Raw genomic sequence first — 12,840 nt, 5'->3', positions numbered from 1 at the left:
CGAGTACACCTGGGTCTCGGCCTCGGAAGGCAAGAAATGGCAGACGGTGGTGCACAAGTTCACCGAGCCATCCACGAACTCGGCCCGCCCCGCCCTGAGCGAAGCGCAGGTGGCCCGGCGCAAGCCGTGGCGGCGGACGCCCGCTGACCCGGAGGAAGCATGTCCCTTCTGGATGAGATGAAAGGCCGCATCAAAGAGCGGCTGCCCGAGCTGGACGTGGTCATCGGCTGCAGCGGGATTCGATCCCCTGCACGCCACGCCGCTGTTCATGCGCGGCGAGGAGGACGTGGACCGGCTGTGCTGGATCCCTGTGCGTGCACAACCTGGCCACCTACCTCACCGGCCTGCGGGACAAGAAGGTGGGCGTGGTGGTCAAGGGCTGCGACAGCCGCTCGGTCATCGAGCTCTTGCAGGAAAAGCTTCTGGACGCGAAAAACATCACGGTATTCGGCTTTCCCTGCGAGGGGGTGGTCAGCCTGAAGAAGATCGCCCGCGAGGTCGACCTGGACCTGGTGGAGGACGCCCGGGTCGAGGGCGACACCGTAAAAGTGACCGTGGACGGCGGGGAGAAATCGTTCCCCCTGGCCGAGGTGGCCGCGGACAAGTCGGCCGCTGCCGCTACCACAACGCCCTGCTCTCGGACGAGTTCGTGGGCGAGCCGGTGACCGAGCCGGAGGCGGACGAGTACGCCGACGTGGCCGAGTTCGAGTCCAGGCCGCTGGAAGAGCGGGCCGGCACTGGCGTGAGGCCATGCAGCGCTGCATCCGCTGCTACGCCTGCCGCAACGCCTGCCCCCTGTGCGTCTGCCGCGACCACTGCGTGGCCACTGCCGCGACCCGCACTGGATCACCGAGCAGGACACGGTGGACGAGAAGTGGTTCTTCCAGGTCATCCACGCCATGCACCTGGCCGGGCGCTGCACGAGTGCGGCGAGTGCGAGCGGCCTGCCCGTGGGCATTCCCTCCTGCTGCTCAAGCGCAAGCTGAACAAGGAAGTCGAGGAGCTGTTCGACTACCGCGCTGGCACCAAGGTGGAGGCCACGCCGCCGCTGATGGCCTTCCAGGTGGAAGAGGAAAACATCAACGAGAGGGGGTGGTGATGGAAGCCAAGTTCATCCCCGGCGACAAGGTCCCGGCCTGGCTGGCGGAGCTGGCCAAAGAGCGCCGGACCGCCGTCCCCCGCCGCGAGGGCGAGGCCGTGGTCTTTCGGCCCTTCGCCCGGACCAGCCGGTTCCCTGGGCCGCCAAGCCACCACGCCGCCCAAGGGCTCGGTCTTTCCCCAGTGCGAGCCGCTGATGGTCTTTCGCTACGAGAAGGACCCGGCCAGCCCGGACACAAGCCAGGTGCGGGTCAAGGAGACCATCGACGAGACGCCGAGGCTGGTGTGGGCGGCCGCCCTTGCGACGCGCGCGGCTTCGCCACCTTCGACCGGGTGTACGACGCCGAGGACGTCAAGGACCTCAACTACCTGGCGCGGCGCGAGCACACCGCCTTCATCACCATGGCCTGCCCCAGGCCCTCCTCCACCTGCTTCTGCCACTGGTGGGCTCCGGCCGGCGGACACCGAGTGTTCCGACGTGCTCATGACCCCGGTGAGGCGGCTACGTGCTGGAGCCGGTGACCGAAACCGGCGGGGAGCTTCTGGCAGCGGCCTGCTGGAGGACGCCGGGAAGCGGCTGGACGAGGCGCACGTCGTGCACAAGCGGGCGGCCGAGGGCCTGGGCGAGGCCCCGGATCTTTCGGAGACGCCCGGCAAGCTGCTGGAGCTGTTCGACGACATGGGCTTCTGGGAGGAGGTCTCGGCCAAATGCATCAGCTGCGGGGCCTGCACCTACCTCTGCCCACCTGCTACTGCTTCAACATCACCGACGAGGCGTGCGGGGCGGAAGGGGCCAGGCTGCGCACCTGGGACAACTGCATGTCCTACCAGTTCACCATGGAGGCCAGCGGCCACAACCCCCGCCCCACCAAGGCCCACAGGCTGAAGAACCGCGTGGGGCACAAGTTCAGCTACTACCCCACCATCCACGGCGGGGCCATCGCCTGCTGCGGCTGCGGCCGCTGCATAAAGCACTGCCCCGTGTCCGTGGACATCCGCGAAATCGTTCTCAAAGCCACGGCCGCCGAGCCGGCCGAGCAGGAGTAGCCCGTGCTCAAGGAACGCGAAATGCAGCCGCTCAACCCCTACCTGCCGGACGTGGCCACCATCACCGAAATCATCGACGAGACCCCGGCCATCAAGACCTTCCGCGTGGTGCTGGGCGAGAAGCGCATGAAGGAGTTCTCCTTCAAGCCCGGCCAGGTGGGGCAGCTGTCCGTGTTCGGCACGGGCGAGTCCACCTTCGTCATCAACTCCCCGCCCTCCCGCATGGACTACCTGCAGTTCAGCGTCATGCGCGCCGGGGAGGTGACCTCCAAGCTGCACTCCATGTCACCGGGCGACCAGATCGGCGTGCGCGCCCCCCTGGGCAACTGGTTCCCCTACGAGGATCTCAAGGGCAAGAACATCGTCTTCGTAGGCGGCGGCATCGGCATGGCGCCGCTGCGCACCCTGCTGCTCTACATGCTGGACAACCGGGGCGACTACGGCGACATCTCTCTGCTCTACGGCGCGCGCACCCCGCAGGACATGGCCTTCCAGTACGAGTTGCCGGACTGGCTGGGCCGCGACGACCTGAAAACCCAGCTCACCGTGGACGTGGAGTCCGAGGGCTGGGAACACTCCGTGGGCCTGATCCCCAACGTGCTCCTGGAGATGGAGCCCTCGCCGGAGAACACCGTGGCCGTCACCTGCGGCCCCCCCATCATGATCAAATTCACCATCCAGGCCTTGCATAAACTCGGCTTTCAAGACAATCAGATCATAACAACCCTGGAAAAACGCATGAAATGCGGCGTGGGCATCTGCGGCCGGTGCAACATCGGCACCAAATACGTCTGCAAGGACGGACCCGTCTTCACCTACGAAGAACTCAAGCAGCTGCCCAACGAACTGTAGGCGGGACCGGGGGAGACGAAAAGACAGCAAACGGGAGAAACCATGGCTCACTTCTTCCACGCCAACGAGGTCGCCAAGGCGGCCGTTGAGATCGAACAGAAGGGACGGGAGTTCTACCTGCGGGTGGCGGACAAGGCCCAGAACGAGGAACTGCGCGACTTCTTCCGCTACCTGGCGGACGAGGAGAGCAAGCACGAGGAGATATTCGCCAACCTGCTGGAACGGCTCGGCAGCGTCGAGCTGCCCGCCTGGTCCACCAAGGAGGAGTACGCCGACTACCTGCGCTCGCTCATCGAATCCCATTCCCTGTTCAACGGCGGCCTGGCCGAGAAGTACATGAGCGACGCGGATGACGCGGACACCGCCATCCGGATGGCCATGGGCTTCGAGAAGGACACCATCCTGTTCTTCATGGAGATGCGGGACATGGTCCCGGCCAAGGAGCGCGGCGCGGTGGAGCGCTGCATAGACGAGGAGCGCCTGCACCTGCGCAGGCTCGACGAGATGCTGACACGCATGCGCCAAAGCTGACCGACCGCCTGGAGCCGTGGTGGAGACGATCCTGCGCATCGACTTGTCCGCCGAGGGCGGCCCCCGGGCCGTCCGGCACCCCTTGGGCAAGTACGCCGGCCTCGCCGGACGCGCCCTGACCACGGCCATCATCGCCAACGAAGTGCCGCCGGACTGCGAGGCCCTGGGCCCCGCGAACAAGCTGGTCATCGCGCCGGGCCTCATGTCCGGCACGGCCGCCAGCAACTGCGGCCGCCTCTCCGTGGGCTGCAAGAACCCCTGGACCGGATTGCTGGAGGAAGCCAACCCCGGCGGCCGGGCAGCCCAATATCTCGGACGGCTCGGCGTTGCGGCCGTGGTGCTTGAAGGCGCGCCGCCGGGTGGCGCCCTGTACGCCGTGACCATCGGCGAGGACGGCGTTGGGGTGGCCGGGGCCGATGACTTGCGCGGGGTGACCAACCACACCCTGTGCCGTTGGGTCGGGGAACGGCGGAGCGGCGCGGCCTGCCTCTGCATCGGCCCCGTGGGAGAGATGCGCCTGGCTGGGGCCACCATCGCCTCCACCGACCGCGAACTCCGCCCCGTTCACCACGTCAGCCGGGGCGGCGTGGGCGCGGTAATGGGCCGCAAGGGCGTCAAGTGCGTGGTCATCGACCCGGGCGAGGCGGAAACGCGCCCCCCCGCCGAGCCAGAGGCGTTCCGGGAGGCCAGCGCGCTCTTCCTGCAGGGGCTGGCGGTCTACGCCGCCACCGGGCGGGCGGATTCGCCCCACGCCGCCGGCCCGGGCGGGGCGGGCCATGCCTGCGCCCAGGAATGCGGCGCGGTCTCCTGCGCCACCTTTTCCGCCGGAAACGGCCGCCTGGCCGCCCGGCACGAGACCGCCTGGTCCCACAGCGCCGAATGCGGCATCAGCGACCCCGACGCCCTGGCCGAACTGGACCACCTGGAAGCGGACTTCGGCCTGGACCCGGTGGAAACGGGCCGCGCGCTGGGTCTGGCCATGCGAGCCGGGGTCATCGACTTCGGCGACGCCGAAGGGGCGGCGCGGCTGGTGCGCGAGGCGGGCGAGGGCACGCACCTGGGCCGCATCCTGGCTTCCGGCCCGTCCACCATGGCCGCCTGTTTCGGGCTGGAGCCGCCCAGCCCCCATCCGGCCTGGCCCCGCAGCGACCAAGCCCTCCGCGAGGACGCGGACGGGAGGGAGGCCGCCGAGCGCCTCCGGTCCTCGAACGACGGTTCCCACCTGCTTTCACCCAAGAGCCGGGAGCAAGTCTCCCGGAACCTGCGCATCGCCTCCGCGGCTATGGACTCCACCGGCTTCTGCCGCTTCGTGGTGCTGGCCATCCTGGAACAGGGGCGGACCTTCGAGGCCATGGTGGACACCATAAACGCCATGCACGGCCTGCGCCTCACCCCTGACGACCTGGTGGAGCTGGGCAGAAACATTCTGGAGACCGAGCACAACTTCAACCAGCGTGTCCGCTCGCCCGCGCCCGACGTCCGGCCCCGTGGCCCCCTGGCCGGGGCCTTCTGCCGGCCTTCGGGCGCCGAGCCGGAGCGCCGGGAGGAAACCGGCCATGCCTGATCGGCCAGCGGCTCACGCCAGCCCCGGAAACGACGCCCCGCACCGTTCCCCGAGCCGGAGGCCGTCTTGACCGGCCCCAGGCGGACCACAAGGGCCATGGTCATTGGCGCGGGCGTGGCCGGAGCAACCTGCGCCCTGACCCTGGCCGCGCGCGGCGTGGAGGTCTGCCTGCTGAGCGCGGGCAAGGACGTGGACGACGGCAACACGGCCCGCGCCCAGGGCGGCATCGTGCATCGCGGTCCGGACGACTCCCCGGCCAAGCTGGCGGATGACATCCTCACCGCCGGCTGGCGGCGCAACGACGCCGAAGCCGTGCGGCTGCTGGCCGAGGCCGGGCCCCGCGCGGTGGAGGAAATCCTGTTGGAGCGGCTGCGGATTCCCTTCGCCACCCGTCCGGACAACAGTCTGGACCTGACCCGGGAAGGCGGGCACAGCGTCAAGCGCATCCTGCACTGCGCCGACTACACGGGCCGGGCCATCATGGACGGGCTCAAAAAGGCCCTGGCGGACGACCCGCTCATCCAGACGCTGACCAGCCGCACCGCCATGGAGCTGCTGACCAGCACCCGCCACTCCCGCCTGCACGCCCACCCGGCGTGGCAGGGCAACCAGTGCCTGGGCGCTTACGTCCTGGACCGGACAACCGGGCGGGTGGAAACCATCCTGGCCGATCTCACCGTACTGGCCACCGGCGGCATCGGCGGCCTCTACCCCCACTCCACCAACGCCCCCTGCTCGGTGGGCTCCGGGCTGGCCCTGGCCCACGCCGCGGGCGCGCGGCTGCGCCATGCGGAGTTCGTGCAATTCCACCCCACGGCCATGTACCACCCCTCGGGCCAGCGCTTCCTCATCACCGAGGCCATGCGCGGCGAGGGGGCACACCTGCGCAACAGCCGGGGCGAGCGGTTCATGCTCCGCCACGACGAACGGGCCGAGCTGGCCCCGCGCGACATCGTCTCCCAGGCCATCGTCAAGGAGCTGCACCACAGCGGCGACACCTGCGCCTACCTGGACTGCCGCTCCATCGAGCACGACCTGTACCAGCGCTTTCCCACCATCGCGGCGCGGTGCGGCGAAATAGGCCTGGATATCCAGGCCGACCCCATCCCCGTGGTTCCGGCGGCGCACTACCACTGCGGCGGCGTGCAAAGCGACCGGCGCGGCCGCACCGACATGCCGCGCCTGTACGCCATCGGCGAGTGCAGTTGCACCGGCGTGCACGGGGCCAACCGGCTGGCCTCCACCTCCCTGCTGGAGGGACTGCTGTGGGGCAAAAGCGCCGGGGAGGACATCGTCCACCGCCTCCGCGAGGGCGACACGGCCCCAGCGCGGCTGCTGGAGTCCGTGCCCGACCGGCCCTCGTCCGGCGGCGGCGAGGCCGACCCCGATGGCATCCAGCGGGAATGGCGTTCCCTGCGCCGCGCCATGTGGGAGCATGTGGGCATCGTCCGCGACCGGCGGGACCTGGCCAGGGCGGAGTGGGAACTGCGCGGGCTGGCGGAGCGGCTGCGCAAAACTGTGGCGGACACCCGGCCGACCAAGCCGCTGGTGGACCTCGTGCACGCAGGCGAGGCGGCCCTTCTGCTGACCCGGGCCGCGCTGCGCAACACCCAGAGCATAGGCTGCCACGCCATCCGCCAGGACGTGCCCGCGGCGGTCAACCTGGAGGCGGCCCACGGCCGACACCATTACGGCTTGCGCCGGGAGCACCTGCGCGCGTTGCGGCAACACGGCTCCATTTCCTGAACCCCACGGGCACCGTGCCGCCAGCGCGGAATGAATCGCGTCATGGGACGCGCCAATTCCAATACCCGCCCCGGGATGCCCTCTTCGCCGTGATGAGCGGCGGCGGGCCAAGTCCGGCGGCGCGGGCAACCGGGTGTATTCCGTGCCGATCCCGTACCGGCCGCCGCTTGGGTGCACATCCATTCGCCGACGCTGCACATCTTGCACATTTATTGTGCAATAAACGGCACTCCCCCGGTCCCGCACCTGCTTGAAACGACGGCGGCCAAAGCTTGCCGGTCCCGTCCGGGCAGCTCTTTTCAGACTTTTTTAATCCAAAATGCTCGCCTTGGCCTGCCGCTTGCTTTATAAAGCCTGAATTGGCTGGGGTCATGCCGTTTGCCGCGGAATCGGGCCAACCTTCCCATCGATCAGCCGCTCATGATATCCAATGGTGGAAACTCCGGCTGCTTCCTCTGGAGCCGCACCGGAACGACAAGGGGGATCACATGGCGCACACGACCTTCAAGGGCTCCCTGATCATCATCCTCACGGCTGCGGTGACAGCGCTGCACTTCGCCGGGGGGGACATGGAACTGCACGTGGTGCACAGGGAGTTGTACTTCGTCCCGATCCTCCTGGCCGCCTACTGGTACGGCCTGAAGTGGGGGCTGATAACCGCGGGCGCGGCCGGGGTCCTCTACCTGGCCGGGATGCTCTTCGCGCCCATGGACCACGCCGTCTTGGTCATGGTCTCCCAAATCGCGGTCTTTGTGCTGGTGGCCCTGGTGCTGGGCTGGCTCACGGACCATAACCGCCGCAGGCAGGAACGTCTCATCCAGGCCGAAAAACTGGGCGCCCTGGGCAGCGCCTCCTCCGTCATCGGCCACGAAATGCGCGACATCATGGGCGCGCTGAATTCCCTGTTCCAGCGCTCCGGCGGACTGGCCGACTCCGGCCTGAACGACGACTTCCAGAAGGAGATGTCCCGCATGGGAAGCCTGGTGGAAACCCTGGCGGGATACGTGCCGGAGCGCGAACTGAAACTCCGCACGGCCAACCTCAACGAGGTGGTCGAGGAGGCGGTGCGCCGCAACCAGGAACAGATCGACGCCAAGGAAGTCCGCCTGGACGTCCAGCGGGACGAGGTGGGCTGCCCCACCAAGGTGGACCCCGAGGCCGTGCGCTGGGTGGTCGCCAGGCTCGTCGAGAACGCCCTGGACTTCACACCGCGCGGCTCCACCGTGACCGTGACCTCAACCCGCTCCGGGGACGACTGCACCATCCGCGTGGCCGACCAGGGCCCCGGCATCAAGCCGGAGCACAGGGAGAAGATGTTCTCCCCCTTCTTCACCACCCGCCGGGGCGGCACCGGGCTGACCCTGCCCAGCTGCCGCAAGACGGTGCGCAACTTCGGCGGCGACCTCACCTTCGAGAGCGAGCCGGGGCAGGGCGCGACCTTCATCGTGCGCATCCCCAGGGGGGAAGGCTGATGCGACGTCCTCCCAACGCCCTCTCCATCGCGCCGCCACGCCGTCCCGAACGCTCCGCCGCCTTTTTCCTGGCCTGGATCACGGGATTCATGCTCTGCCTGTGGGCGCTGCTGGCGCCGCCCGCCAACGCGCAGGAGCCCGAGACCACCGCCGTGGTCGGCAACGCCACCATGGCCGCGGAGGAACTGGCCGACCTCAACGCCTACCTGGCCGAAGCCGCCGAAAAGAACCCCGAGCTGCGGGCCGCCTTCGAGCAGTGGAAGTCGGAGCTGGAAAACGTGCCCCAGGTGGGCAGCCTGCCCGACCCCACCTTCAAGTACGGCTACTACGTCCAGCCGGTGGAAACCCGCACCGGCCCCCAGCGCCACCGCTTCGGGCTGACCCAGTCCTTCCCCTGGTTCGGCACCCTCTCCACCCGGGAACGGCAGGCCGCCCTCAAGGCGGACGCGGCCTACGCCCGGCTGGAGTCCCAGCGGCTGGAGGTCTACCGCCGGGTCAAGGACGCGTACTACGAGTACGCCTACCTGGCCCAGGCCATCGCCATCACCGGCGAGAACATCGAGCTGTTGCGCTACCTGGAGGAGGTGGTCACCACACGCTACCAGGCCGGGCTGAGCAGCTACTCCGAGGTCATCCGCCTGCAGGTGGAGCTGGGCAAGCTGCGTGACCGCTTGAATTCCCTTCGGGACCTGCGCGGTCCGGTTGCAGCCCGGCTCAACGAGGCCATGAACCGCCCCAGCTCCCGGAACATCCCCCTGCCCGAGTCCATCCCGGTGATGATCACCTCCATGAGCGACGAGGAGCTGCTGGAGGGCATCACCGACAACAACCCCGCACTGGACGAGTACCGCGCCCTGGCCGAGGCCAGCGACGTGAAGCGGGAGCTGGCCGAGCTGGACTACCTGCCGGACTTCGCCATGGGCGTGGAGACCATCGTGCAGGATCGCGCCAGGCAGGGCGACCCGATCAACAACGGCGACAACCCCGTCATCGCCACCGCCCAGGTGAAAATCCCCCTGTGGCGGGCCAAGCGAGACGCGGCCGTGCGACAGGCCAAGCTGGACAAAAGCGCCTACCGCCGCAAGCTGGTGGGCAAGGGCAATTCCCTGGCCAGCTCCATGCAGGTGGCCCTGTATGACTACCGCGACGCCCAGCGCCGCATCGAGCTGTACCGCGACAGCCTTGTGCCCAAGGCCGAGCAGGGGCTGGGGGCGACCCTGGAGGCATTCCAGACCGGGGCCGACTCCGCCCTGGACCTCGTCGAGGCGGAGCGCACCCTGCTGGAGTTCGAACTGGCCCACCTGCGCGCCCTGGCCGACCAAGCCCAGGCCATGGCGGACATGGAGGCCATTCTGGGCCGCGACATCCCCTGCGAGGTGCACTGCGTGACCGTCAGCGCGCCCGAGCCCGAGGACATGCGGCGGCCCGGGGAACAGCCCGGCGCCGAGGCCGAATAACTTTCCCGTTCAACCCAACAACCAACCCGAGGGAGTTCCCGGCATGAAAAAGAAGCTGCTGACCATACTGGCCGTCATCTGCCTGGCCGCCGCCTTCACCGGAACAGCCATGGCCAAGGAGATGGTGCAGGAGAAGTGCCCCATCATGGGCTACCAGCCCAACGAAAAGCTCTACACCGACTACAAGGGCAAGCGCATCTACTTCTGCTGCCCCAGCTGCCCGGAACAGTTCAAGAAGGACCCCGAAAAGTACATGCAGAAGCTCAAGGAGCAGGGCGTCGAGCTACAGGACGCCCCCGACTCCGATTCCGAGTAGCCACACGCTGAACCGGGCCCCCGGCCGGGGGCCCGGCCGTTTTTCCATCAGCGGGAGAGAGGATTCCATGACGCGGAAAAGCAAACCCTTCGGCCGCCGGACGCTGCTCGTTGTCGTCGCCGCCCTGGCGCTGTTCGGCCTGGGGTACATGCTCGGCGGCTCAGGTGATTCGGACATGCCGCCCCAGAGCCGGGAAGCCGCCCAGGACGAGGCGCACGACCACGCCGCCGATACCACGGCCGCGACCGAGGACGGCGAGACCGTCTGGACCTGCTCAATGCATCCGCAGATCCAGCTTCCCGAGCCGGGGCAGTGCCCCATCTGCTTCATGGACCTCATTCCCCTGGAAGAAGAGCAGGACGGAGCCGAGAAGGTCAGCCTGCGCCAGATTTCCCTCTCCCCCACGGCCCGCAAGCTGGCCCAGGTGCAAACCACCGAGGTGCGCCGCCGCGAGGTGCCGGTGAGCACCCGCATGGTGGGCACCATCGAGTACGACGAGACGCGCCAGGGGGTCATCACCGCCTGGGTGGGCGGCCGCATCGACAAGCTGTACGTGGATTTCACCGGCAGCTTCGTGAAGAAGGGCCAGCGCATGGCCGAGATATACAGCCCCGAGTTGTACGCGGCCCAGGCCGAGCTTATCCAGGCCCACCGCTCCCTGCCCAAGTTGGAGGAGAGCAAGCTGGACATCGTGCGCGAGACGGCCGAGCGCACCCGCAAGGCCGCCCGCGAGAAGCTGCGCCTGCTGGGCCTGACCAAACGCCAGATCGACAACATCATCGAGCGCGGCGAGCCCTCCGACCACGTGGCCCTGCACGCCCCCCTGTCCGGCGTGGTGGTGGACAAGAAGGTGGACGAGGGCGAGTACGTGGACACCGGCACCCCCATCTACACCATCGCCGACATCTCCCGCGTGTGGGTCATGCTGGAGGTCTACGAGTCGGACCTGCCCTGGATCAAGATGGGCCGCGAGGTGAAGTTCTCCACCGAGGCCTACCCGGGCGAGGTGTTCAGCGGCGAGGTGGTCTACATCGACCCCTTCCTCAACCCCAAGACCCGCACCCTGAGCGTGCGCCTGGAGGCGGAGAACCCCGACTACATGCTCAAGCCGGGCATGTTCGTCCGCGCCGAGCAGCGCGGCCGCATCGAGGCCGCCACGGAGAAGGACAGCAAGAACCCGCTGGTCATCCCCGCCTCCGCCCCCCTCGTCACCGGCAAGCGGGCCGTGGTCTACGTGGCCGTGCCCGGCGAGGAGGGCGTCTACGAGGGCCGCGAGATCGTGCTCGGGCCCAAGGCGGGCGACTGGTATGTGGTTCGCCAGGGCCTCAGCGAGGGGGAGATGGTCGTCTCCCGGGGCAGCTTCAAGATCGACTCGGCCGTGCAGATCATGGCCAAGCCCAGCATGATGACCCCGTCCGCCGGTCCCAAGACCGATGGGGAAACCTTCCAGTCCCCGCCCGAGGTGCGCGACGAGCTGGCCTCCATGGCAGACGAGTTCCTGGCCCTCTCCCAGGCCGTCTCCTCCGGCGACCTAGCCGCCAGCCAAACGGCCTTCCAGGCCATGCACGAGGCCGTCTCGCGGGTGGAGCCGAGCCAGCTTGACGGCGACGCCGCCCTGCTGTGGCGCGAGCTGGACATGCTGCTGTCCAACGACACCCTCATCGGCTCCGAGGCCGAGGGAATGGGCGAGGCGCGGCGGATTTTCGGCGACGTGTCCGAACACTGGTCCCGGGCCGACACCGCCTTCGGGGTCTCCGACATGGTGGCCCGCCGCGACGCCAAGGCCGACGTTCCCGAGGACTTCAAGCGCGAGCTGGGCGCGGTATTCTCGGCCTACCTGCCCATGTCCGAGGCCCTGGCCAGGGACGACGGCGCCACCGCCCGGGCCGCCGCCCCGGCCGTGTCCGAGGCGCTGGGCCAAGTGGACATGGGCCGGCTGCACCCCTCGGCCCACGACATCTGGATGGCCGCCCTGGGCAAGATCCAGCGCGGCCTGACGGCCATGGACGAAGCTGAGACCATGGACGAAACCCGGTCCGCCTTCGGGACCATTTCCACTGGACTGGCCTCGGCCATGAAGGACCTGGGCGTGGCCGCCGAGGGCCCGGTGGTTGAGATGTACTGCTCCATGGCCTTCGAGGGCGAGGGCGGCGCTTGGCTGCAGGCGGACGAGGACGTGCGCAACCCCTACTTCGGCCCGGCCATGCTGGCCTGCGGCGAGGTCTCGGGACGGCTGGACCAGGCCGAGGCCGCCGAGGGCGAAACCGGCCAGGACGAGCCCGCGCCCGAGGCGGCCGCCCCCAAGGAGTTCCAGAAGCAGTTGGCCGGCGTCGTCCGGGCCTATGCCGACATCTCCGACGCCCTGGCCGCGGACGCACCGGACAAAGCCCGCGCCGAGGCCGAACGCATGGACGAGGCCCTGGCGGCCACGGACATGGGCCTGCTGGCCTCCGGGCCGCACGACGAGTGGATGGGGGCCCTGCGGGACATGCGCAAGGGGCTGGACGCCATTGGCGAGGCCGAGAACCTGGTGGAGATGCGGGTGGGCTTCGAGCCGGTCTCCGAGGGGCTGGCCCGGGCCGTGCGCCGCCTCGGCGTCTCCGGCCTGGAGACCGTGCACGTCATGTTCTGCCCCATGGCCTTCGAGAACAAGGGCGCCATCTGGCTGCAGCTCGATTCCGAACTGCGCAACCCCTACTTCGGGGAAGTCATGCTGCGCTGCGGCGAAATCCGGCAAATCATCCGGGGCGGATAGGC

General features: G+C 68.6%; 8 protein-coding genes and 3 pseudogenes. All 11 read left to right on the top strand.

Annotated elements, in window-relative coordinates:
- Nucleotides 1-147: pseudogene (locus N911_RS18900) on the top strand (hydrogenase iron-sulfur subunit); the annotation flags it as partial.
- Nucleotides 148-159: 12 nt separating this feature from the next.
- Nucleotides 160-1,099 (top strand): annotated as a pseudogene (locus N911_RS17035) (ferredoxin family protein).
- Nucleotides 1,099-2,145 (top strand): annotated as a pseudogene (locus N911_RS19205) (4Fe-4S dicluster domain-containing protein). The pseudogenes N911_RS17035 and N911_RS19205 overlap by 1 nt, the downstream one beginning before the upstream one ends.
- Before the next feature lie 21 nt (nucleotides 2,146-2,166).
- Nucleotides 2,167-2,997, top strand: coding sequence for an FAD/NAD(P)-binding protein (locus N911_RS0112555; RefSeq protein ID WP_029893258.1), 831 nt, complete (start codon nucleotides 2,167-2,169; stop codon nucleotides 2,995-2,997).
- A 42-nt stretch (nucleotides 2,998-3,039) separates the two neighbouring features.
- Nucleotides 3,040-3,528, top strand: coding sequence for a ferritin-like domain-containing protein (locus tag N911_RS0112550; RefSeq protein ID WP_029893257.1), 489 nt, complete (start codon nucleotides 3,040-3,042; stop codon nucleotides 3,526-3,528).
- A gap of 19 nt (nucleotides 3,529-3,547) precedes the next feature.
- Nucleotides 3,548-5,092, top strand: a complete 1,545-nt coding sequence (locus N911_RS0112545) for an aldehyde ferredoxin oxidoreductase N-terminal domain-containing protein (RefSeq protein WP_051694275.1) — start codon at nucleotides 3,548-3,550, stop codon at nucleotides 5,090-5,092.
- Nucleotides 5,093-5,188: 96 nt separating this feature from the next.
- Nucleotides 5,189-6,838, top strand: coding sequence for an L-aspartate oxidase (locus tag N911_RS0112540; RefSeq protein WP_138774420.1), 1,650 nt, complete (start codon nucleotides 5,189-5,191; stop codon nucleotides 6,836-6,838).
- A 488-nt stretch (nucleotides 6,839-7,326) separates the two neighbouring features.
- Entirely contained in the window at nucleotides 7,327-8,310 is a 984-nt protein-coding gene (locus N911_RS0112535; protein ID WP_051694273.1) for a sensor histidine kinase, read from the top strand.
- Complete coding sequence (locus N911_RS0112530) at nucleotides 8,310-9,767, top strand: TolC family protein (protein ID WP_051694272.1); 1,458 nt, start codon at nucleotides 8,310-8,312, stop codon at nucleotides 9,765-9,767. Before N911_RS0112535 ends, N911_RS0112530 begins: the two co-directional genes overlap by 1 nt.
- 43 nt (nucleotides 9,768-9,810) lie before the next feature.
- The gene (locus N911_RS0112525; RefSeq protein ID WP_029897630.1) at nucleotides 9,811-10,083 is read left to right on the top strand and encodes a YHS domain-containing protein; all 273 of its coding nucleotides are present in this window, start codon (nucleotides 9,811-9,813) and stop codon (nucleotides 10,081-10,083) included.
- A gap of 67 nt (nucleotides 10,084-10,150) precedes the next feature.
- Complete coding sequence (locus tag N911_RS0112520; protein ID WP_081859198.1) at nucleotides 10,151-12,838, top strand: efflux RND transporter periplasmic adaptor subunit; 2,688 nt, start codon at nucleotides 10,151-10,153, stop codon at nucleotides 12,836-12,838.
- Nucleotides 12,839-12,840 lie beyond the last annotated feature (2 nt).

The sequence above is a fragment of the Desulfohalovibrio reitneri genome, assembly GCF_000711295.1.
Classification (GTDB): Bacteria; Desulfobacterota; Desulfovibrionia; order Desulfovibrionales; family Desulfovibrionaceae; genus Desulfohalovibrio; species Desulfohalovibrio reitneri.
The sequence above is the reverse complement of the archived record's forward strand: the minus strand, read 5'-3'. Positions and strand labels throughout refer to the sequence as shown.

Excerpts from the sequence above, each read along its gene's own strand:
- N911_RS0112550 (WP_029893257.1), top strand. The coding sequence starts at position 3,040 with ATGGCTCACTTCTTCCACGCCAACGAGGTCGCCAAGGCGGCCGTTGAG.
- N911_RS0112535 (WP_051694273.1), top strand. The coding sequence starts at position 7,327 with ATGGCGCACACGACCTTCAAGGGCTCCCTGATCATCATCCTCACGGCT.
- N911_RS0112555 (WP_029893258.1), top strand. The coding sequence starts at position 2,167 with ATGCAGCCGCTCAACCCCTACCTGCCGGACGTGGCCACCATCACCGAA.
- N911_RS0112520 (WP_081859198.1), top strand. The coding sequence starts at position 10,151 with ATGACGCGGAAAAGCAAACCCTTCGGCCGCCGGACGCTGCTCGTTGTC.
- N911_RS0112540 (WP_138774420.1), top strand. The coding sequence starts at position 5,189 with ATGGTCATTGGCGCGGGCGTGGCCGGAGCAACCTGCGCCCTGACCCTG.
- N911_RS0112525 (WP_029897630.1), top strand. The coding sequence starts at position 9,811 with ATGAAAAAGAAGCTGCTGACCATACTGGCCGTCATCTGCCTGGCCGCC.
- N911_RS0112530 (WP_051694272.1), top strand. The coding sequence starts at position 8,310 with ATGCGACGTCCTCCCAACGCCCTCTCCATCGCGCCGCCACGCCGTCCC.